At 58.8% G+C, this 21,489-nt stretch carries 23 protein-coding genes and 2 tRNA genes; 21 read left to right on the forward strand and 4 right to left on the reverse strand.

Going from position 1 to position 21,489, the window contains the following annotated elements:
* Nucleotides 1-331: 331 nt before the first annotated feature.
* A tRNA-Ser gene (locus DSM110093_RS09775) sits at nt 332-421 on the reverse strand.
* 247 nt (nt 422-668) lie between these two features.
* On the opposite strand from DSM110093_RS09775, the gene DSM110093_RS09780 reads away from it, so the two are divergent.
* From DSM110093_RS09780 to DSM110093_RS09845, 14 genes are all read left to right on the forward strand, one after another.
* On the forward strand, nt 669-1,574 hold the full coding sequence (locus DSM110093_RS09780) for an SPOR domain-containing protein (protein ID WP_243264862.1): 906 nt from the start codon (nt 669-671) through the stop codon (nt 1,572-1,574).
* Nucleotides 1,575-1,597: 23 nt separating this feature from the next.
* A complete protein-coding gene (locus tag DSM110093_RS09785; RefSeq protein ID WP_243264863.1) occupies nt 1,598-2,788 on the forward strand; it encodes a D-alanyl-D-alanine carboxypeptidase family protein in 1,191 nt (396 codons plus the stop codon).
* Nucleotides 2,785-3,429, forward strand: coding sequence for a dTMP kinase (tmk, locus tag DSM110093_RS09790; RefSeq protein ID WP_243264864.1), 645 nt, complete (start codon nt 2,785-2,787; stop codon nt 3,427-3,429). Before DSM110093_RS09785 ends, tmk begins: the two co-directional genes overlap by 4 nt.
* A gap of 52 nt (nt 3,430-3,481) precedes the next feature.
* The gene (locus DSM110093_RS09795) at nt 3,482-4,594 is read left to right on the forward strand and encodes a DNA polymerase III subunit delta' (RefSeq protein WP_243264865.1); all 1,113 of its coding nucleotides are present in this window, start codon (nt 3,482-3,484) and stop codon (nt 4,592-4,594) included.
* A 13-nt stretch (nt 4,595-4,607) separates the two neighbouring features.
* Nucleotides 4,608-5,414, forward strand: a complete 807-nt coding sequence (locus tag DSM110093_RS09800; protein WP_243264866.1) for a TatD family hydrolase — start codon at nt 4,608-4,610, stop codon at nt 5,412-5,414.
* Entirely contained in the window at nt 5,414-6,211 is a 798-nt protein-coding gene (locus DSM110093_RS09805; protein WP_243264867.1) for an MBL fold metallo-hydrolase, read from the forward strand. The genes DSM110093_RS09800 and DSM110093_RS09805 overlap by 1 nt, the downstream gene beginning before the upstream one ends.
* Nucleotides 6,212-6,244: 33 nt before the next feature.
* Nucleotides 6,245-7,174, forward strand: a complete 930-nt coding sequence (locus DSM110093_RS09810; protein WP_243264868.1) for an AEC family transporter — start codon at nt 6,245-6,247, stop codon at nt 7,172-7,174.
* 226 nt (nt 7,175-7,400) lie between these two features.
* Nucleotides 7,401-8,270 (forward strand): helix-turn-helix domain-containing protein, encoded by an 870-nt coding sequence (locus tag DSM110093_RS09815; RefSeq protein WP_243264869.1) that lies wholly within the window; start codon nt 7,401-7,403, stop codon nt 8,268-8,270.
* A 96-nt stretch (nt 8,271-8,366) separates the two neighbouring features.
* A complete protein-coding gene (locus DSM110093_RS09820) occupies nt 8,367-9,899 on the forward strand; it encodes a terminase large subunit (protein WP_243264870.1) in 1,533 nt (510 codons plus the stop codon).
* Nucleotides 9,900-9,961: 62 nt separating this feature from the next.
* Complete coding sequence (locus tag DSM110093_RS09825) at nt 9,962-10,216, forward strand: HNH endonuclease signature motif containing protein (protein WP_243264871.1); 255 nt, start codon at nt 9,962-9,964, stop codon at nt 10,214-10,216.
* Nucleotides 10,203-11,456: a phage major capsid protein gene (locus tag DSM110093_RS09830; RefSeq protein ID WP_243264872.1), complete on the forward strand. Its 1,254-nt coding sequence runs from the start codon at nt 10,203-10,205 to the stop codon at nt 11,454-11,456. The genes DSM110093_RS09825 and DSM110093_RS09830 overlap by 14 nt, the downstream gene beginning before the upstream one ends.
* Nucleotides 11,456-12,088, forward strand: a complete 633-nt coding sequence (locus DSM110093_RS09835) for an HK97 family phage prohead protease (RefSeq protein ID WP_243264873.1) — start codon at nt 11,456-11,458, stop codon at nt 12,086-12,088. The genes DSM110093_RS09830 and DSM110093_RS09835 overlap by 1 nt, the downstream gene beginning before the upstream one ends.
* A 2-nt stretch (nt 12,089-12,090) precedes the next feature.
* The gene (locus tag DSM110093_RS09840; protein ID WP_243264874.1) at nt 12,091-12,642 is read left to right on the forward strand and encodes a hypothetical protein; all 552 of its coding nucleotides are present in this window, start codon (nt 12,091-12,093) and stop codon (nt 12,640-12,642) included.
* A gap of 74 nt (nt 12,643-12,716) precedes the next feature.
* Nucleotides 12,717-13,700, forward strand: coding sequence for a phage portal protein (locus DSM110093_RS09845; RefSeq protein WP_243264875.1), 984 nt, complete (start codon nt 12,717-12,719; stop codon nt 13,698-13,700).
* Nucleotides 13,701-13,836: 136 nt separating this feature from the next.
* On the opposite strand, the gene DSM110093_RS09850 is transcribed toward DSM110093_RS09845, so the two are convergent.
* Nucleotides 13,837-14,415: a hypothetical protein gene (locus tag DSM110093_RS09850; protein ID WP_243264876.1), complete on the reverse strand. Its 579-nt coding sequence runs from the start codon at nt 14,413-14,415 to the stop codon at nt 13,837-13,839.
* 498 nt (nt 14,416-14,913) lie between these two features.
* On the opposite strand from DSM110093_RS09850, the gene DSM110093_RS09855 reads away from it, so the two are divergent.
* The gene (locus DSM110093_RS09855) at nt 14,914-15,495 is read left to right on the forward strand and encodes a hypothetical protein (RefSeq protein WP_243264877.1); all 582 of its coding nucleotides are present in this window, start codon (nt 14,914-14,916) and stop codon (nt 15,493-15,495) included.
* A gap of 201 nt (nt 15,496-15,696) precedes the next feature.
* A complete protein-coding gene (locus tag DSM110093_RS09860; protein WP_243264878.1) occupies nt 15,697-16,716 on the forward strand; it encodes a tyrosine-type recombinase/integrase in 1,020 nt (339 codons plus the stop codon).
* Nucleotides 16,717-16,823: 107 nt separating this feature from the next.
* On the opposite strand, the gene DSM110093_RS09865 is transcribed toward DSM110093_RS09860, so the two are convergent.
* A tRNA-Leu gene (locus DSM110093_RS09865) sits at nt 16,824-16,907 on the reverse strand.
* Nucleotides 16,908-17,039: 132 nt separating this feature from the next.
* On the opposite strand from DSM110093_RS09865, the gene DSM110093_RS09870 reads away from it, so the two are divergent.
* Nucleotides 17,040-17,561 (forward strand): Hint domain-containing protein, encoded by a 522-nt coding sequence (locus DSM110093_RS09870; RefSeq protein ID WP_243264879.1) that lies wholly within the window; start codon nt 17,040-17,042, stop codon nt 17,559-17,561.
* Here the strand turns inward: DSM110093_RS09870 and DSM110093_RS09875 are convergent.
* Nucleotides 17,549-18,475 carry an NAD(P)H-hydrate dehydratase gene (locus tag DSM110093_RS09875; protein ID WP_243264880.1) on the reverse strand — a complete coding sequence of 309 codons (927 nt, stop codon included), beginning with the start codon at nt 18,473-18,475 and terminating at the stop codon, nt 17,549-17,551. The two genes, DSM110093_RS09870 and DSM110093_RS09875, sit on opposite strands and share 13 nt — an antisense overlap.
* Nucleotides 18,476-18,625: 150 nt before the next feature.
* Between DSM110093_RS09875 and DSM110093_RS09880 the strand changes: the two genes are divergently transcribed.
* The 4 genes from DSM110093_RS09880 (at nt 18,626) to DSM110093_RS09895 (ending at nt 21,465) form a co-directional block, all read left to right on the forward strand.
* Entirely contained in the window at nt 18,626-18,964 is a 339-nt protein-coding gene (locus DSM110093_RS09880; protein WP_067266338.1) for a P-II family nitrogen regulator, read from the forward strand.
* Between the two features lie 49 nt (nt 18,965-19,013).
* Nucleotides 19,014-20,420, forward strand: coding sequence for a type I glutamate--ammonia ligase (gene glnA / locus DSM110093_RS09885; protein ID WP_243264881.1), 1,407 nt, complete (start codon nt 19,014-19,016; stop codon nt 20,418-20,420).
* Nucleotides 20,421-20,559: 139 nt separating this feature from the next.
* A complete protein-coding gene (locus DSM110093_RS09890; RefSeq protein ID WP_243264882.1) occupies nt 20,560-21,150 on the forward strand; it encodes an exopolysaccharide biosynthesis protein in 591 nt (196 codons plus the stop codon).
* An 84-nt stretch (nt 21,151-21,234) separates the two neighbouring features.
* Complete coding sequence (locus DSM110093_RS09895; RefSeq protein ID WP_093925859.1) at nt 21,235-21,465, forward strand: hypothetical protein; 231 nt, start codon at nt 21,235-21,237, stop codon at nt 21,463-21,465.
* The last annotated feature ends 24 nt before the right edge of the window (nt 21,466-21,489 follow it).

Genomic DNA, 21,489 nt, shown 5'->3' on the forward strand with positions numbered 1-21,489 from the left:
GTCTGACCCGGTTGGAGCGTAGTGATCTCATCAGCTAATCCTAGGATACTGCTGCCGCCCCACCAGAAAACTAGCAAAAGCAAGATACATTCAAGAAATAGCAGAAAAGGATACGAGAAGAAGGTTCGCGTACGACTAACCAACGCATATCCCCCAATATGAACTAACCAAACGCTGACACAAAAAGGGATTCGCTTCAACGCGCACACGAACAAGAAATACGAGACACCACTTCCGGTACTATCGCGTGTGTGGGAGACGTGTGTGGTGACCTGCTGAAAGGAAAGGTTTTACCCACTTATATCAACTAGTTAACAGCCGCACGGCACGTTGGCGGAGGAGGTGGGATTCGAACCCACGGTACGCTCTCACGCACGCCGGTTTTCAAGACCGGTGCATTCGACCACTCTGCCACTCCTCCGCAGCACGCTCCTCCTAGAGCGCTCTGATTGATTCGGCAAATACACATTTTCGCCCCCTAACCCCCAGCACAACCTTGGGGAAATTCGCCGATCTTCTGTCGGCGGCCTTTTCACAGGCGCTTGGTCAGGTTATCGTGCGCCAAAGCCCCTTTCAGAGGGGCGTAGGGCGTGCCGATCCAACGGCGCGACATTCTCGCGGGACATGGGTCGCGATGCGCGACGACAGCAGGCAAGGACATCAAAGGCATGAGCAGGGACAATCAACCGTTGCGCACCAAGAAACGCCGCGCAGCGGGCTTAGGTGTGAGCATTCTCGCAATCGGATTGCTGGCAGGTTGTGAGGGCGGCGATTTCAGCCTGCCCTTCGGCGCAAAGGACGGCGCCAGCGCGCCGCGCAGCACCTCGACCAAGCTGGTTGAGCGCGATGTCGAAGCACCCGAAGTATTCTCGGCCACAGATGAGGGCCTTTGGGACGGTCGCCCCTCGCTCGGCGGGGTCTGGGTGGCGCACCCTGACGTGACCGAACCTGAGCGCGTGATCGTCCGCAATGAGGCCAATGGCAAATTCGTGATCGGCGCGCTGTTCCGGCGCGAGCGGGAACTGCCCGGCCCGAAATTGCAAATCTCTTCGGACGCTGCCGCGGCACTTGGCATTCTGGCGGGCGCCCCGGCGCCGCTCAACGTAACCGCGTTGCGCCGCGAAGAAAGCGCGGCACCTGAGGAAAGCTTTGAGGCGGAAAATACCGGCGATGCGACAAGCGCCATTGCCGCCCCGGCCCCCGTGACAGCCACAGCGTTGGAGCCTGCCGCGACGGCACCGGCCAAGGCGTCCGCCACCGCGACAGCCAGCACCACACCGGCCGCGGCAGCGCCCGCACCTACAGCCCAGAAACCTGCACGCCCGGCGGCGGGTGCCAAGCTATCCAAACCCTTCGTGCAACTGGGCATCTTTAGTGTGGAGGCCAACGCCACCCGCACCGCCAAACAGATGCGCGGCGCGGGCATGGTGCCCACCGTCAAAGAAAGCTCAATTAACAACAAACCCTTTTGGCGCGTGGTGATCGGCCCCGCCACAAGCCAATCCGAACTCGACAGCCTTCTCAAGAAGGTCAAAGCTGAGGGCTTTACCGACGCCTACGCCGTGTCGAACTGACAAAACCGGAGGAAATGCTTCCTATGATCCGCCTTTTTGCCGCCACCGTGGCACTGGTGCTCACGCTCCAGCCTGCCGCCGCTTTCGACACCCGCGCCACCGCCGCCTATGTGCTGGACCAAACCACCGGCACCGTGCTGCTGGCCAAGAACGCGGATGAACCGCTGCCGCCTGCATCGATGTCCAAGCTGATGACGCTTTATATGGCTTTTGAGGCCGTCGAGCGTGGCAAGCAGAATGGCGGGCTTGATCTGGTTGAGGAATTGCCGGTGTCCGAACACGCCATGTCCTATGGCGGCTCGACAATGTTCCTCGACACCACCGACCGCGTGTCGGTCGAAGACCTGATCCGTGGTGTCATCGTTCTGTCTGGCAACGACGCCAGCGCCGTGATCGCCGAGGCGCTCAGCCCCGATGGCACGGAATACGGCTTTGCCCGGCTGATGACACAGCGTGCGCAGCAGATGGGAATGACCAATTCCACCTTCGCCAATTCCAACGGCTGGCCGCAGGCCGGGCATCTGATGTCGGTGCGTGACCTCGGTCTGCTGGCGAACCGGATCATCTCGGATTACCCGCAATTCTATCCGCTTTTTGCCGAACGCGAGTTTGCCTTTGATGGCCGCGCGCCGCAGAACAAGACCAACCGCAACCCTTTGCTGGGCCTTGGCATCGGCGCGGATGGCCTGAAAACCGGTCACACCAATGAGGCAGGATATGGGCTTGTCGGCTCGGCCAAGCAGGGCGATCGCCGGGTGATCTTTGTGCTTTCCGGCCTCGACAGTGCAGCTGCCCGCGCACAAGAAGCTGAATCGGTTGTCAATTGGGCCTTCCGCCAATTCACCCAGCGTGATCTGGGCGAAGCAGGCACACAGATCGCCGAAGCGCCTGTGGCGCTTGGCACCACCCAATCTGTGGGGCTTGAACTGAAGGACAATCTGTCGATGCTGGTGCCCGTCACTGGCGGCGATGAAATCGAGGCCGAGGTGATCTACACCGGCCCGTTCCAAGCGCCGATCAGCAAGGGTGACGAATTGGGCGAATTGGTAATCGATCGGGGCGAATTGCCAGCCATGCGCGTGCCGCTGGTGGCGTCCGCCTCCATCTCGCCGGGCGGTTTCATGGTCAAGATGACTGCCGCCGCAATGCATCTGATGAACCGCCTCAACGCCGGGCCGCAGGCCGCCCCCGAAGTGGAAGCGGAAGCTTCGTGACGACTATAGAAAAGACCCGCACGTCGGGTCTGTTTGTCACCTTTGAAGGCATCGACGGCTCGGGCAAATCGACCCAAGCACGGCTTTTGGCGGATCATCTGAGGGCGCAGGGCCGCGACGTGGTCCTGACCCGTGAGCCAGGCGGCAGCCCCGGGGCCGAGGAAATACGCGCGCTGGTTCTGCAGGGCGATCCGGACCGCTGGTCGGCGCAGACTGAAATCTTGCTTTTCACCGCCGCGCGACGTGACCATCTGGAGCGGACCATCCGCCCCGCGCTTGAAGCAGGAAAGATCGTCATCTGCGACCGTTTCGCTGACAGCACGCGGATGTATCAGGGTCTTTCGCGTGGTGATCTGCGCCAAATGGTCGATGATCTACACGAGCTGATGATCGGGGTGGAACCTGACCTGACCATTTTGATCGACATGGACCCGGCCAACGGACTGGAACGCGCCCTGTCGCGCCAGACGGCAGAGGAACGGTTCGAGGATTTCGGCGTCGAGCTACAGGCCCAGATGCGGGCGGGTTTTCTCAGCCTTGCCGAGGAATTCAGCCACCGTTTCCAAGTGATCGACGGAGGCCGCGATATTGACAGCGTGGCGCGTGATGTGACCACGACCGTGACCGCGCGTTTGGGCTGATCTAACCGCCCTGCCCGCTTCCCTCTGCAGCGAAACATGCTAGACCGATGCCATGACAGATGACGCCCCCCAGCCAGACCGCGTAGAAGGCGCCCGCCACCCGCGCGATACGCCGAAACTGATCGGCCAAGGCACAGCCGAGGCGGCTTTTCTTGACGCCTTTAACAGTGGCAAACTGCACCACGCTTGGATGCTGACCGGCCCACGCGGTGTGGGTAAGGCGACGCTCGCGTGGCGCATCGCGCGTTTTCTATTGGCAACGCCTGATCCGAATGGCGGCATGTTCGATCTGCCCCCGGCTGAAACGCTGGACATTGACCCAGAACACCCCGTCGCCCGCCGTGTGGCCGCCGGGGCCGAAGCCGGTCTGAAATCCGTAACCCGCACGATCAACCCCGACACCAAGCGGATGCGCAAGCAAATCGTGGTGGACGATATTCGCGCGCTGAACGGGTTCTTTCAGATGTCCGCCGCTGATGGGGGGCGCCGGGTGGTCATCATCGACGACGCGGATGAGATGAACCCCAACGCCGCTAACGCACTACTCAAAATGCTCGAAGAGCCGCCCGAGCGGGCCATTCTGCTGCTGCTCAGCCACCAACCCTCTAGCTTGTTGCCCACCATCCGTTCGCGCTGCCGCACGCTGCGGTTGGGCACGCTCGACGCGGACCAGATGGCCGAGGCGCTGGCCGGTTCCGGGGTAGAGGTCGAAGGCGACCCCGCCGCACTGTCCGAGCTTTCCGGTGGGTCGGTCGGCGGCGCGCTGCGCTTGTCGCTGATGGGTGGGGTCAAAACCTATGCCGATCTCGTGGGGCTGATCTCCTCGCTGCCGCAACTCGACCGGGGCCGCGCCATCAAACTGGCCGAAGCCGCAGCACAGCGCGGGGCCGAGGCCAAGCTCGACCTGCTCTTTACCCTGCTTGACCTGCTGCTGGTCCGTCTGGCACGCACCGGGGCCACCGGCGCGCCGCCTGCGCAGGCCGCTTGCCCCGATGAAATCGCCGTGCTGCAACGCCTCTCTCCCAACCCCGCACAGGGCCGCGCTTGGGCCGATGCCGCACAGCAGATATTTGACCGCGCCCGTCACGGGCTGGCGGTGAACCTTGACCCTGCCGCGCTGGTCCTAGATACCCTGCGGCAGATAGGCCAGACGGCGCCGCGATAGCCGAAAGGACAGCATGACCGAGACGCCCCACATCACCGACAGCCATTGCCACCTCGACTTCGAGAGCTTGCAAGAAGACCTGCCCGCCGTCATCGCCCGCGCCGCTGACGCAGGCGTCACGCGCATGGTGACCATCTGCACCCGGCTAAAGAATGAGCCCGCCGTGCGCGCCATTGCCGAGGCGCATGATCCGGTGTTCTACGCCGCGGGCACCCACCCGATGTCCGCCGCCGAAGAGCCCCTGACTTCCGTCGACGAACTACTCTCCCTGACCCAGCACCCAAAGATGGTCGGCATCGGTGAGACTGGCCTTGATTACCACTACACCGCCGAGAGCGCGGAGGTGCAAAAAACCTCCCTGCGCATCCATATCGCGGCGGCGCGGGAAAGTGGCCTGCCGCTGATCATCCATGCGCGTGACGCGGATGACGATATGGCCCGCATCCTGCGCGAGGAACACGCGCAAGGTGCCTATTCCTGTGTCATGCATTGCTTCTCCTCCTCCGCTGAACTGGCGCGTGCTGCGCTGGAACTGGGGTTTTACCTGTCGATGTCCGGCATCACCGCCTTCCCCAAGTCGCAGGATCTGCGCGACATTTTCGCCGCCGCCCCGCTCGACCGTATCTTGGTGGAAACCGACGCGCCCTACCTCGCGCCGCCCCCGCATCGTGGTAAGCCGAATGAGCCTGCCTTCACCGCCCATACCGCCCGCCGCGGGGCTGAGACCTTTGGCCTCGACTACGCAGACTTCGCGGCCCGCACGCAGGAGAATTTCGAGCGGCTCTTTGCGAAAGCCGCCGCTTGGGAGCCCGCGCGCTGATGGCCGAATTGCGCGTCACCATATTGGGCAGCGGATCGTCCGGGGGCGTGCCGCGGATCGGGGGCCACTGGGGCGCTTGCGACCCGAATGAACCCAAGAACGCCCGCCGCCGCTGCTCGATCCTTGTGGAGCGGGTGACGGAGGCAGGCACCACCACCGTATTGATCGACACCTCCCCCGACATGCGCAGCCAACTTCTCGACGCGGGCGTCGGAAGGCTCGATGCGGTGATCTATACCCATGCCCATGCGGACCACGTGCACGGGCTGGATGACCTGCGCATGGTCGTGATGAACATGCGCGCGCGGCTGCCGGTCTGGGCAGATGCGCCGACGCGCGACGCGCTGATTGAACGGTTTGGCTATGCCTTTGTGCAGCCCGAATGGTCCAGCTATCCGCCGATCCTCGATATGCATGACATCACCGGAGAGGTCAGCATCGACGGCCCCGGCGGCACGCTGGAATTCACACCCTTCACCGTGACCCACGGCAATATCGACGCGCTTGGTTTTCGCTTTGATGACATCGTCTATTTGCCCGATGTCTCGGCCATACCGGATGCGTGCTGGCCGATGATGGATAACCTGAGCTGCTGGATCGTCGATGCGCTGCGCCGTGACCCACACCCGACCCATAGCCATTTGGCGCAGACGTTGGAGTGGATCGACCGGGTGCAGCCAAAAACGGCTGTGCTTACCAATCTGCATAATGATCTTGATTACCAGACCCTCGCCGCTGAGACAGCCGCGCACATTCAACCGGCCTATGATGGGCTGACCCTGCATTTCCCCCTCTGACGAGGCATTCCGCGCTTTTTAAAGGCCATATTCGTGCAAACTCTTTTAGACGTCATCCTGCCGGTCTTTCTTGTTATTGGTTTTGGGTATGTCGCCGTCTGGCGCGGACTTTTCCCCGTCTCTGGCATCGACGGGGTGATGAAGTTCACCCAGAATTTCGCCATCCCCTGCCTGCTGTTCCAAGCCATTGCCCGCATTGACCTGTCCAGCAGCTATGACCCGCGCCTTCTGGGCAGTTTCTACGGCGGTGCGGCGCTTTGCTTTGCGCTTGGCATTCTAGGCGCGCGGGTGCTGTTTCGACGCGACTGGGAGGACAGCGTCGCGATTGGGTTCTGCTGTCTTTTCTCAAATTCGATTCTGTTGGGCCTGCCAATCACCGAACGCGCCTACGGTGCCGACTCGCTGGCCGGGAACTATGCGATTCTGTCGTTCCATGCCCCTTTCTGCTATGGCTTGGGGATCACGGTGATGGAGTTCGTGCGCAACCGGGGGCAGTCGGGTCTGTCGCTTTTACGCAATGTCAGCCGCGCGATGTTCCGCAATGCTTTGGTCATAGCGATTCTGGGGGGCTTCGCCGTTAACCTCAGCGGTCTGCCGATTCCCGGCGTGGTGGATGACGCCCTGTCGCTGATTGTACGCGCCGCCCTGCCAGCGGCCCTCTTCGCCCTTGGTGGGATCTTGCTTCAGTACAAGCCCGAAGGCGATATGAAAGCGATCCTTATGGTCTGTGCGATTGCGCTATTGGTGCACCCTGCACTGGTCTGGACCTTTGGCACCGCGCTTGATCTGCCGCAGGCGGGATTTCGGTCCGGCGTGCTGACGGCGGCGATGGCACCGGGGTTCAACGCCTATATTTTTGCCAATATGTACGGCCGCGCGCGGCGTGTGGCAGCCAGTTCGGTCCTGATCGCGACGGGCAGTTCGATCCTGACGGTTTGGCTCTGGCTGAGTGTGCTGGGCTAAGCCTCAGCGGCGATTCACCCAGCGAACGCCGTGCAGCATTTGCAATCATAAGGGGATAAGTGGTGCGGGTGAAGGGACTCGAACCCCCACGCCATAGGCGCCAGAACCTAAATTTAACGAAGACTTCGCGCAATCAATCAGTTAGCAATTTTATTTCGCAGGACATAGTTCGTACGAACCGTGAAACCGCGAAACCGCTACACTCTATCTTTGCTGAGTGCAGCACATGAGCGGGATAGCGTTGATCTGGGCCGCTAATGTGAAAGGCTTGAAACCCGCTGCGAAGATCGTCCTGATACAACTCGCGGACTTCCACAACAAAGAGACAGGCCAGTGTAATCCCAGCGCGCAGCGCTTGGCGGACGAATGCGAAATGGGCCGCGCCACGCTTTTCCGACATATGTCCACGCTCGAAGAAAAGGGCTTGGTGACTCGCCATGCGCGTGGCGATGGCGACGGCGGTCGGGGTGCAAATCACTATGAGTTGCATCTTGATGTTTCACTTGGCCCGAGCGCGCGTAACAAGGCGAAGTCGGATTCTCAAAATGGGGTTTCGTCTCGAAATGAGACGGGGGGAAGAGTCTCAAAAACGAGGCGGAAGAGTCTCAACTGTGCGACGGGGGTAGTCTCGAAACGAGACACGAACCTTACCATTGAACCTGAAAAAGAACCTGTGTGTTCGGCTGACGCCGCCCTACACACACATCCGGCATTCGATGATTTTTGGAAAGCGTTCCCTCGCCACAAGGATCGAGAACGAACAGCTAAGGCGTTTGCCCAAGCTATCGCAGACGGTACCGCCCCTAATGTGATCATCGCTGGGGCTAAGGCCTATGCCGTCGAGAATGACGGCAATCGCAAACAGTACATCGCATTCTCGGAAAACTGGTTGAACGAACAGCGTTGGCAAAACCACGAAGTGCCGACCGTGAGCACAGCTGTCGATGCCGAAACAATCGCTCAAAAGATCGCCACCCAGATCATCGAACGTAAGTCTTGGGTCGCCAACACGGTGACGGCGACCAAAGCCCGCGAGTTGGTAAGTGCTGGATTGGTCAGCATCGATGAATGCAAGGCCGCAGGGGTGGCAATATGATCAATCGCTTGGTCCCAATGCCCCCATTTCTGAGAGGGGACGGGGCCGTGGGTCTGGGTGTTTCTTTCTCTCTCCCAAAAAATCGGGGGAAAAATCGTGGTTAGAGCATCGAAAGAAGCATCTGCGGCGCTGCAATTCCTTCCCAAGTTGATCGTTCCTGAGGGACGGTTGGCCGGGAGACGGGTGAAGCTGGCGACATATCAGAAAGACTTTGTGCGGGGCGCATTCGCCAAGGGCATTGAGGCCGGTTGCCTTTCGATTGGCCGGGGCAATGCCAAGACGGCTCTGAGCGCGGGTATCGCTCTGGGGCATCTGATGGGGGAGATTGCCCCCCAGCCTAAGCGCGAAATCATCTTTGCAGCGCGCAACCGGGACCAAGCAAAGACCGCTTTTGGGTTCCTTCTGGGGTTTATCGAGGGCTTGCCAGAGGACGAAAAAGAGCAATTCACGATCCGGCGCGGGTCCAAGCTGGAAGTCGAGACGGCAGAGAACGGCGGTGGGCTGGCGCGGGTAATCGCGGCGGATGGCAAAAGCATTCTGGGCGGCGCGCCTACGCTGGCAATCTTGGATGAGCGGGCAGCTTGGGAGCGGGAAAAGGGTGACGCGTTAGAAAACGCTATCCTATCCGGTCTTGGGAAAAGAGATGGCCGCGCGCTGATCATCTCGACAAGCGCCCCTGACGACGCAAATACATTTAGCCGGTGGTTAGATGAACCGCCCCCCGGCACTTATGTGCAGGAGCATCGCCCAGACCCCGGCTTGCCGCCTGACGATCTGGCAAGCCTGCTGGTTGCCAATCCCGGCGCATCTGAGGGTATCGGCCCATCTGCTGAGTGGTTAACGGCTCAGGCGCGGCGAGCGATTGCACGGGGCGGTTCGGCCTTGTCTAGCTTCCGAAACCTCAACCGGAATGAGCGGGTGGCGTCGGATGATCGTTCGGTGCTGCTGACGGTCGACGAATGGTTGGGGTGTGAGGTGGCCCCGGATGATCTTCCCCCGCGTGAGGGCCCGGTTGTGCTGGGCGTCGATCTGGGCGGTAGCCGTTCCATGTCTGCGGTGGCGCTCTACTGGCCAGAGACTGGTCGTGTTGAAGCTGTCGCGGCATTCCCGGCAAAGCCTAACCTTGCGGATCGGGGCGCGGCGGATGGGGTTTCTAACCGATATTCGGAGATGGCCGAACGGGGCGAACTGGTCACGATGGGCGAGACAGTGGTTCCGGTGGGCCGGTTCCTTGCTGATGTCGTGGAGCGCCTCAACGGGCAGACCCCGGCGGCAATCGTCGGTGACAGGTTCCGCCATGCTGAATTTCTTGAAGCCTTGCGTGACGCGGGCCTTGATCGTGTCCCGTTCATCTGGCGCGGCTTTGGGTGGCAGGACGGCTCTGAGGACTGCGAAAGGCTGCGCCGCGCTGTGTTCGAGGGTGAGGTTCGGGTTCTGCCGTCCTTGCTGCTGCGCTCTGCCTTTGCCGACGCGATCACACTTATTGACCCAGCGGGCAACCACAAGCTGGCAAAAGGCCGGTCAACGGGCCGGATCGACGCGGCGGCTGCAACGGTTGTGGCGGTTGCTCAGGGGCAGCGCATGAAACGCGCCCCGGCCATTTCACAAGGGAGAATGGGATGGGGCTGAGGAAAGAATACAAGCGGCATTCTAAGGCGGTCACACGCGGCCCGCGTTGGAAGGCTCTGCGGATGCAGGCGCTCGACCGTGACGGCTGGCAGTGTGTCCAGTGTGGCGAGCGGCGCCGGTTGGAGTGTGACCACGTTGAGCCGGTGCGTGATCGGCCTGACCTCGCCTACACCCTGTCAAATTTAAAAATTCTCTGCTGGCGCTGCCACTCGAGGAAAACCCGAATTGAGGTTGGGCACAAAGCCTTGAACCCAAAGCGCCAAGAGTGGCGCGACCTTCTGTCGAGCATGAAAGGAAGAACAAATGCTGACCTCTAAAAAGCTGGAACTTCGCCGTTCTGAAATCCGCCAGAACCTTGCCGAACTGGCCGGGTCTGAAACCCTGACAGACGAAACCCGTTCCAAGATCGACGATCTGGACCGCGAGTATCAGGACACTGAGCGCAAGTATCGCGCGGCCCTGATCTCTGAGGATGATGAGCGCCGCGAGGCCGGGGCCGAACTTGAAACACGTTCTGAGCGTGAATGGGGTGAACTGGCATCCCGGTTCGAAGTTCGCCAAGTGGCGCTTGCTCTGGATGAGGGGCGCCAGCTGGACGGCGCCACGGCTGAGATGGTCGAGGAACTGCGCAGCGTGGGCGGCTTCAGAGGCATCCCGGTTCCCCTTGAGGCGCTGGAAACCCGTGCGGGCGAAACGCTGGCGGGCGGTGTTCCTGATCCGATCCGCACTATGCCGACGATCGAGCGTTTGTTCGCCGGTTCCTCTGCAACCCAGATGGGCGCGCGGATGATCAACGTGGGCGTGGGCGAGATTGAATATCCCGTAGCCACGGGTGGCGCGCAACCGGGCTGGGCAGGTTCGGAAACAGGCGACGTGCCGGGGCCGCAAGCCTACACCACGACTGACCGCCCCATGAAACCTGACAACACGCTCGGCGTTCAAATGAAGATCACCCGGAAGGCTTTGAAGCAAGCCGGGGCCGGTCTTGAGCAAGCCGTGCGGCGCGATATGTCGGCGGCGATCCAGCAGGAGACCGATCGGGCAATCTTCCTTGGTTCGGGTTCTGGCGGTGAACCTCTAGGCATTTTCCCCGGTGCCAGCACCTACGGGATCACTGAAACCCCGATTGATGCGGCGGCGTCTTATGCGGCGTTCCGCGCGGCGGTGGTTCGGTTCATGACGGCGAACGCGGCCAATAGCCTGAGCGCGATCAATTTGCTGCTGCGCCCTGAGGTGTTCGACAGCATGGATGAACTTATCACCGGGCTGGCGATCTCGGAATGGGACCGTCTTGTTGCCAAGACGGGCAAGGTGGTGCTGACCACTAACGGCATCAACGCCCCGGCGGGTGGCCCCCCGGTCGAATCCAAGGCGCTGCTAACTACCATCACAAACGGCGTGGCCCCGGTGTTCTGCGGTATGTGGGGGGCGGTCGATCTGATCCGCGATCCGTATTCTGACGCCAAGTCTGGGCAGCTGCGCTTGACTGCCCTGACAACAATGGACGTGACAGTTGCGCGCGGTGTGCAGCTCGAAATCCTGACCGGGGTACAGTGATGCTGACCGGCTTTGCAGGCGGCGGTCTAGAACTACGCAAACGCGCCTCTGGGGCTTTGGCGCTGCAGGGCCGGTTTCCCTATGGCAAGCGGGCGGTACTCAGTGATGGGGGTCGCACCGGCAGGCCAAAAAAAGAGGTGATTGCGCCCCGCGCTTTCGCCTACCGGGTGGAGCGTCCTGAGGAGGATATTCACCTGCTGGTGGGCCACTCTTTCGACAAGCCTCTGGCCTCACGCGGGGCCGGTACGCTGGACTTTGTCGATGGTGATGAGGCTCTGACCTTTACGGCGCTGATCACTGAGGAAATGCAGCAAGTGTCCTATGTGCGCGATATTCTGGCGGGTATCGCGGCGGGGCTGACCCTTGGCATTTCGCCGGGATTTCGATTGCCGCCCAAGCGGGCTGTCCCTCAGCCTGAAAAGATCGAGGACGAAGGTCTCGATCCAGAAAATGGTGCGCATAATGCGATTATCCGCACTGTGCTAGCGGCGCTTTTGTATGAAATCAGCATCGTCACGCGGCCTGCGTATGACGAGGCGCAGGTTGAAGCCCGGAGTTGGCAGCCTGACGCATCCAAAACCGGTGGCTTTGACGTCGGTCTGCACCGCCCCCTTAACCGGTGGAGGGCATAACCATGACGGTAGACCTTATCAAGCAATTCGAGGATGTGCCGGAGAACTACCCCGCGGCACCCTCTGGCCTTTCCATAAGGGCGGCTGCGCTGGATGCAAATATGATCTGGGCGAGGATCGAAGCCTACACCGCGTGGCGCTTCACTGATCGCGAGGTGATCTGGACGTTGATCGGTGACGGCGGCGACCAGTTTAACCCGCGGTTAACGCCTGTCGTGTCTCACATGGCCGAACAATGGCTAAATGAGAACTGGCGTCCTCTGACCCTGCTAGACGGGCCTCTGGGCATCATCCTGCCTTCTGATGGCACCTACAAGATCGTGGCGCAGGTTGGCGGGGGCGATGTGCCTGCGGCTGTCTCTGAGGCCTTCCGGCGGTTGGCTGAGTATTTGGGAGGGGCGCGAAATAGCACCAATGAACCGGGGGCATCTTCCGTCCGAACTAGCATAGGTGATGACCTTGATTTTGAAGTCGAGCGCAACCCGAACTGGGTGGCCCGAGCGATGCAGCAGAGCGGCGCGGGCGATCTGCTGCGCCCATATCGGAGGGTCTGAGCATGTGGCCATTCACACGAAAACAACTTGAAATCGAACCTCGGTCGAGCGGAACAGGGTACACAACGCAAGTAATGCAGGCGCGCGCGGATTATATCGGCGGCGTCGATGGCGTGGCTGAGCTGACCGGGACGGTACAGGGAGCGGTTTCGTTATGGGAGGGCGGTCTGAGCCTTGCCGATATCGATGGTACTGACCTACTGACCCCGGCCACGCTGGCGCTTGCTGCGCGCTCTCTGGCGCTGCGCGGCGAGGCGGTGTTCCTGATCCGCGATGATGGGCTGATACCGTGCTCAGATTGGGATTTGACGACCCGTTTCTCTCGGCCTACCGCCTATCGCGTGGGGATCCCTGACACAGGGGGCGGCAAGACAGAAACGGCCTTGGCGGGTGAGGTATTGCACCTGCGCATTGGTGCTGATGTGGGTATGCCCTATGTCGGCACCTCACCCTTGCGGCGGGCGCGTCTGACGGCTGGTCTGTTGCAAGTGATGGAAACGGCGCTGTCGGAAGTCTACAACAACGCGCCGCTGGGTTCATCGGTGATACCTTTCCCTGAGGCACCTGATCAAGATATGAGCGATCTGGCGCGGGGCTTTCGCGGGTTTCGCGGAAAAGTTTTGGTCAGGGAATCTGTCAACGTGACGGCAGCGGGCGGGCCTGCGCCTCAGACTGATCTCAAGCCTAGCGATGTTTCGCCCGACCTGTCTAAAGCCATGACCAAAGAGACATGGGCGACGGCGCGGTCGAGCATTGAAATGGCCTATGGGGTGTTGCCCGGTCTGACCAATGTTGCAGTCACCGGGCCGATGGTCCGCGAGGCTCAACGTCATTTGGCCCAGTGGGCATTGCAGCCGATTGCGGTGATGATCGGACAAGAGGCCAGCGAAAAACTGGGCGGCAAGATCAAGCTGGATGTGATGCGGCCCCTACAGGCGTTCGATGTTGGCGGGCGGGCGAGGGCGCTTAGCGCGATCGTGCAGACGTTGGCGCTGGCGAAAGAGGCGGGGGTTGATCCTGCCTTGGCTCTGAAACTGGTGGACTGGAATTCGGAATAGGCAGGTTGCGCCTCTTACGTCAGAGCGTCGAAAGCAACCCCGTTAGTCGGTGAGTGGGAAAACCCCGACAATGTGCAGCCCCAACCTCTGCGGGCGTGGCACAGACCCGGCACTGATTGGCCGCAGGATCGAATCGTTAACCTAATTCGCGCGCTGCCATTTCAGGTGTCAAAATTCTTCCATGCGGATAAAAATCCATACCCCGAAGCTCAGAAAAGTTTTTATCTCCGGACACGAAAATATCGCGCTCATGATGAGCATGCGCCCAATACATTTGCCTATCACAGAATGCGTTGCGCCACTTCCAGTGAAGTTTTTTCTCTTCCTCTTCGGTTCTCACCGGTTGACGACTAATAAAGTCGTTCAGGCCATAATCGATCCTTGGAAACAAAGTGTTATGTATCCTTCGATCAAGCTCAATCATCTCTTCAGTGCCGCCGTAGTACCCTTTACCGAAAAAACTGAAACCATAAGTCATAATGCCGTTCAATTGTTCTAGTTCACCCAAGCCAACAGCGTTTAGCCGTTCAACAAATTCTTCGTAGTTGGCCATAGTCCTGTCACCAGGTTGCCGCTCACTGGCACTTACGGCGACCACCGATACACTGATTGTACCCGCTTGATGCGCCGAGATGATCTCTTTGACAGCCTGAGAATATCTTCTTTCTTCTTCGAGATCGATGATGCAGTTTGTGTCTAAGGTATACGTGACCATTTCTTTAACTTTACCCCCAACCCTTCTCCATCTTCGCAAATGAACTCTATTCCCGCTTGTTCGAGGGCATCGACCAAACGCGCCCTAACCGTTTCTGAAACGGAGCGCCTTTCCTTCTCGAAATCGACGATTGTCGACAACCCCAAGCTAGCTTGAGCTGCAAGTGTAGGCTGTGTCCAATTCAATAGCGCGCGCGCTGCTCTGCATTGTGCTGGCGTCATAATCAACATTTAATATTGACGCACTGGGCGCGCCGGATTATTTAGATAAAGTAACGCTACCACAGAAAAAGACAGGGACAACGGGAAAGCGGAACGACACAGAATTGAGTGTACCGGCTACCAACCGACCCGTAGAAATGATGCAAGGATATTTCACCAAGGTAGCAGAACAGCATCCTCCCAAATCTTCGCACTAATTTGTTTTACCAATAGTAACACAAAAAAGTTGCATATACTCGCTACTTGTGAGACCATTGGTAAGACAACGGAGGCGGAGATGAGATTTAGAGCGTTAAACTATACGGCAAATATTGCCTCACGGCTTGGTAAGCGACCGGAGAAACTTGCTATTATCGACCGGGCGCTGGCCAATGCCGGGCTACGACGCAAAGGAACCGGGCGCTCAACGCCAGCACCAACGTTAGAAGAACAGTTGATGTTGATCTTAGCTGCAACAACGGCCTCGGCTCCATTGAGTTGGGCCAGCGATCGGAAAGAGCCAACTGTAAAAGAGTGCGCTGATGAGGCAAGCTTGTGGTTTGAATTACCTTCTGCTGCGGAAAGCGGCGAACATCTAGCTCGTTTTAGCCGTGGAACATTCGGAGAGACACTAGTAGCCATCGTTTCAAACATGAGCCTCCAAGAGTTCGAAAAGTACCCCGATCTTCAAATTCGCCTCAACCTTACCACAGAGCTGGCAGAGATTCAGCTATCAAGCGAACGAGAATGTCAGCGAGAGCATCTTTCTTTTGGTCGAAGCGGGCGAAGTAATCTTGTCGAAGCGCAGACTGTGGTAGAGATATCTGGTAGTTTGTTACGCTATTTCGCATTCGAACTTGCGAGTGCGAAACAGGCTTGAGATGCCCCGGTTCACCCCACTCTTCGTCACAGAAAAAACGGCCGCTGCGCTATTCGATATGAAGCCTGCGGAGTTCCGTCTGTTGGTAGAGCACGGCGCGCTTCCGAAACCCCGCGATATACGCGGCTTTGAGCGCTGGCGTGTCGCCGATTTCGAAGCAATTTGGACGGGAGACGCTCTAACAGAGGAGATATTTGAAGTATGAGGAAGCCAAACCTTCCCTATCTCGAATTTAAAAATGTTAAGGGTCGCTACTATATCTACTTTCGTCTGGACAGAGGCGGGAGAGTTACTCGACATCGCCTTCCAAACGACCCAGATAGCGAAGAATTTTCGAAGGCTTATTGGGAAATCCGTGCGGGGCGCAGAAAGACAGTTCATAAGACGACGTGGAATAACTTGGTCGCAGAATTCTATAAAACACCTGGCTATATATCCAAGGCCAAAGGTACTCGGGAAAATTACCGGCGCCACTGCGAAGCGATCCGAGAGAAGAATGGAGACAAAAACGTCGTCAATTTTCGACGGAAAGACGCTCTAGCGGCTCAGCGCGCCATGCAAGACACATGGTCTAAGGCGAACGAACGCATCGCTGTGTTGTCGATCCTCTGTAAATTAGCGGTCGATCTCGAATGGATCGAACGGAATCCAGTAATTGATATTCGCAAGTTGACCGGCGGTGAGTATGAGCCCTGGCCGGAAGATAAACTTCTGGCCTTCGAACAGTACTGCGAACTGCACAAGCTGACACAAGCGCGAACGATCTATGAACTCGCCATTGGAACAGGCCAACGTATTGGCGACTGTATCAAGATGCAGTGGAGCGATTTCGATGGCGAGTATATTAGCGTTGTTCAGGACAAAACCGGTTCCAAGTTGGATATTTACTGCCCTACCCGTCTTCAGAAATATCTCAGCAACCTACCCCGCAATGGGCGCTACATTATGGCCAAGAACTTGACTCAGTCCATTGGCAAACGGGCAGCCCAGAAAGCAGTCGAAGGTGTCCGAGAAGCTCTCGGATTGATGTACGGTGCAAACCGATTGGTGCCGCATGGCTGGCGCTATACGGCTGCGGTACAGCTCGCGGACGCTGGTTGCAGCGACGCAGATATTCAAGCCGTCACCGGACATAAGACAATGGAGATGGTGCGAAAATATCGGGCTGGAAGAGATCAGCGGACAGCGTCTAAGCGCGCTCAACAGCGGCGCGATAGTTAAGGGTGAAACGGAAACAAAAAATGAACCTGCGAAACAAACCGCGAAACCTACACTTCCCTAAGCGTACAGAGGCATAGATATGTTAAAATTACTGAATATATCCAGAGTGGTGCGGGTGAAGGGACTCGAACCCCCACGCCATAGGCGCCAGAACCTAAATCTGGTGCGTCTACCAATTCCGCCACACCCGCACTGCACCAACCGGTGCCCGCGCTAATTAGCAAACCCGCGCGGCAGATGCGAGAGCAAAAAACACAAGACATTAACTAGATGGTTGCATATGGTTGATCATACCTGAGCAGGTACAACAGAAAGAAACGCCCATGAAACCGAATACGGTCGGGTGCGTAGGCGGCAATGATCGCCATGCGGGCCAGTTTTCCCCCTATGCTGCGCTGGACACTGGTCTTGTGCAGGGCGCCCTTATTCTAACGCTGGATGGCGAAATTCCGGTTGAATATCTCTCCGTCGGGGATCGGATCATCACGCGCGATAGCGGTTTCGCTAAGATTTTGCATATCCAACGCTCCACTCGAAAAGCGCGGCGTATTGCTTTGGCGGCTGGATCATTAGGCCATACGCGGCCTGAACGTGATGCGCAGCTTGCCGGGGATCAAATGGTGCTGGTCCGTGATTGGCGCGCACGGGCACTGTTCAACTCTGAGCGGGCCTTGGTCGCCGCGCGGGCGCTGGTGGATGACGAATTCATTACCGATCTGGGCGAAGAAGAAACAACGCTGATCCAGATTTTCTGCGACGGTCCGCATATTATCTACGCCGATGGGTTAGAACTTGGCACCGCCGATGCTGCCCGCGCGCGGGGCGCGGTGCTTCACGCCGCTTGAACGTTCAGGGCACGAAGCACCTGCGGCAACAGGTCTGGTAAATCCTCAGCAATCAAACCGGGGCCATGTGTCAGCGCCGCTTCGGCGTGCAGCCATGCGGCCAGGGATGCCGCCTCAAGCGGGTCGATCCCCCGCGCCACTAGCCCTGTGGTGAACCCTGCCAACACGTCCCCGGCCCCTGCCGTGGCCAACCATGGGCTTGCCCGATCGTGAGTGGCGCAGTGACGCCGCACATTCCCCTCCGGCGTGGCGATGACCGTCTCTGGCCCCTTCAGCAAAACCACACAACCAAAGCGCGCCGCCGCTTCGCGGGCCGCCCAGGCCTTTGCGCTTGGCCCTTCGGCCTTGGCAGCCTCGGCGAGATCGGGGGCCAGCCGCGCGAACTCACCCATATGCGGTGTCAGGATGCACCGGGGATGAAGACCCGCGCGTATCTCAGCATCTTGCGACATCAAGGTCAGCGCATCGGCATCCAATACCACAGATGGCGCGGCAAGCGCCGCCTTCACCAATCCGGCAGCCCGCGCGCCCAACCCCAAAGCCGGGCCGAGGCAGAGCGCGTTGATACGGTTATCTTTTAGCACGTCAGCAAGTGCCGCGCCGTCGGGAATGCGTTCAAGCATGATCGCCGTGACCTGCATCGCCACTTCAAGCTGCGCGGCAGGCGGCACGCCCAGTGTCACTGCCCCTGCGCCGATCCGCAATGCCCCCCGTGCCGCCATGCGCGCGGCCCCGGTTTTCCCCGGCCCGCCTGACAGGACCAGCGCATGGCCGTGGTCGTACTTATGCCCCGGCTTTTTGCCCAGCAATGTGACATCAAGGGTGTCGCGGGTGATCTGTGAAATCTGCATAGTGAGAGAAGTAGCAACCACCCCGCAAAGGTACAGCCCAACATCCGATTCATTACTGCCCAATCTTTAGGCAACCTGCGCAAATTCTAATCGACCCTTGGCAAATGCTTCCGTCGCGCCATGTAACCCCCTGCCCGGCGCTGGACGTTACGCGGGCGGGATGCTCTGTCAAAAACCAGAGCATAAATGCGCGGGAATTGTCAGGGGAATACCATGAAAAAGATCGAAGCCATCATCAAGCCGTTCAAACTCGACGAAGTCAAAGAAGCCCTTCAAGATGTAGGTGTTCAAGGCCTCAGCGTCATTGAAGTCAAAGGCTTTGGCCGTCAAAAAGGCCACACCGAACTCTACCGAGGTGCGGAATATGTTGTAGATTTCCTTCCCAAAGTGAAGGTCGAAGTGGTATTGGATGACGATCAGGTCGATGCTGCTATTGAAGCCATCGTCGACGCCGCCAAGACGGAGAAAATCGGTGACGGCAAAATCTTCGTTTCCCCTGTAGAACAAACAATTCGCATCCGTACCGGTGAATCCGGTTCAGACGCACTTTGACAACGGCCCTCGGGCCCAGACTACGAATAGACCATAAAGGACCTACACGATGGATACCCAGGAATTCCTGAGCAAAATCAAGGATGAAGGCATTGAATATGTCGACATCCGCTTCACTGACACCCGCGGCGCTTTGCAGCACGTTACCATCGTGAGCGATCTGGTCGACGAAGACTTCCTCGAAGAAGGCTTTATGTTCGACGGCTCGTCCATCGCTGGCTGGAAAAGCATCGAAGCCTCCGACATGAAGCTGATGCCCGATGTCAGCACCGCCTATGTCGACCCCTTCTATGCCGAAACCACCATCTGTGTGCATTGCTCGATCGCTGAGCCAGACACCGGCGAGAGCTATGAGCGCGACCCGCGCGGCACCGCCGAAAAGGCCGAAGCTTACCTCAAGTCTTCCGGCATCGGTGACAACGCTTATTTTGGCCCCGAGGCAGAGTTCTTCCTCTTTGACGATGTGAAGTTCTCTAACAAGGTCAACAAAGTATCCTACGAAGTTGATGCATCCGACGGCTCGTGGAATTCCGACACCGACTATGAGATGGGGAACATGGGCCACCGCCCGGGCCTCAAGGGCGGCTACTTCCCGGTAAACCCGGTGGACGAAGCGCAAGACCTGCGCGCTGAGATGCTTTCGACCATGAAGCGCCTTGGCATGAAGGTCGACAAGCACCACCACGAAGTTGCGTCCTGCCAGCATGAACTGGGTCTGATCTTTGGTGAGCTGACCAAGCAAGCTGACGAAATCCAGAAGTACAAATACGTTGTCCACAACGTGGCCCATGCCTATGGCAAATCGGCGACATTCATGCCCAAGCCGATCTTTGGCGATAACGGGTCGGGTATGCACGTCAACATGTCGATCTGGAAAGACGGCAAGCCCCTGTTCGCAGGCGACAAATATGCTGACCTCAGCCAAGAAGCGCTGTGGTTCATCGGCGGTATCCTGAGCCATGCCAAATCGCTCAACGCCTTCACCAACCCGACGACCAACAGCTACAAGCGGTTGATCCCCGGTTTCGAAGCCCCCGTTCTGCGCGCCTATTCCGCGCGTAACCGTTCGGGCTGCGTGCGTATCCCATGGACCGAAAGCCCAAAAGCCAAGCGCGTCGAAGCCCGTTTCCCCGATCCGGCGGCGAACCCCTATCTGGCGTTCTCGGCCCTGTTGATGGCCGGTCTTGACGGCATCAAGAACAAGATCGATCCCGGCGAGGCGATGGACAAGAACCTCTATGACCTGCCCGCAGAAGAGCTGGCGGACATCCCGACAGTGGCAGGTTCGCTGCGCGAAGCGCTCGACGAGCTGTCCAAGGACATGGATTACTTGCTGGCCGGTGACGTGTTCACCCGTGACCAGATCGAAGGCTACATCGCGCTGAAAACCGAAGAGGTTCTGAAATTCGAACAGACCCCGCACCCGGTTGAATTCGGCATGTACTACAGCTGCTAATCTTTCTGGCCCTCAGGGCAGTTAGATAAGTTTTGAAAGGGCGCGGGTCACACCGTGCCCTTTTGCTATTGGGGCGTGGAACAGAGGGTTCCGCCCTGCGTTGACTTGCTAGAGAAGCGCAGGAAATAGGGTGCGTACTATGGCAGATCAATCGTCAGCGCTTATGGATGTGATTGGGGAAATCAAAGACGCCTCCGAAGGGAAAGACACCGTAGAAGTGGGCCAGTTGATCGACGCACTTGATGAGCGCGGATATGGCCCTGCCCTCGCCGTCCTTCCGTTAATCGAATTGACGCCACTGGGTGGCATTCCCGGTTTTCCGACCTTGCTCGCGCTGCTGGTGGCGATCCTCGCCCTGCGCATGTTAATGGGCTATGCGCATTTCTGGGCCCCGAATTGGCTGCGTCGGCAGCATCTGGGGGCGTCGAAGGTGTTGAAATCCGTCGAATGGCTGCGCCCCATCTCGGAATGGATTGACGAAAAACTCCACGCCCGTCTTTCGCGCATCGCTGGCCCCACCGGTCAAAAGCTCGCCTGCGGTGTGATCCTATGCCTCTGCCTGTCGGTGCCCCCGTTGGAGGTAGTGCCATTTGCAACGTCGGCCCCGATGATCGTCATCTCGATCTTTGGACTGGCGTTGTTGTACCGGGATGGATTGTTAATGCTCTTGGGCTTTGTCGGCGCCGGCATTGCGGCCTTTGCTGGGGCAAACCTGTTTTATGCGGGCTGACCATCTACGCGCCCTTTCACCGCCACAAAACAGCCACACCGCTTGACCAAGTTGTCACGAAACCCTGCAGAGGAAGCAGATTCGATGGCGATTTCTACGACCACATTTGACGATCGGGTGATGCGCATCCAAGAACGCGCCAAGCGCGTGGAGAGCAAACGTCGCGGTGCAAAGCGAAGCCGCAAAGGGCTGATCTTTTTAGTGACCATCGGCATGCTCTTTGGCGGGGCGAGTTTGGCGCAAGGCAGCGTGCCACAGGTCGACGCATGGGCGGATGTCGTCTTTGGCTATGTTCGCGCACTTCTGCCCCGGTGACGCCAAAAGATTTTCCGCTTCATA

This window comes from Sulfitobacter sp. DSM 110093 (genome assembly GCF_022788715.1).
In the GTDB taxonomy this organism is placed as follows: Bacteria; Pseudomonadota; Alphaproteobacteria; order Rhodobacterales; family Rhodobacteraceae; genus Sulfitobacter.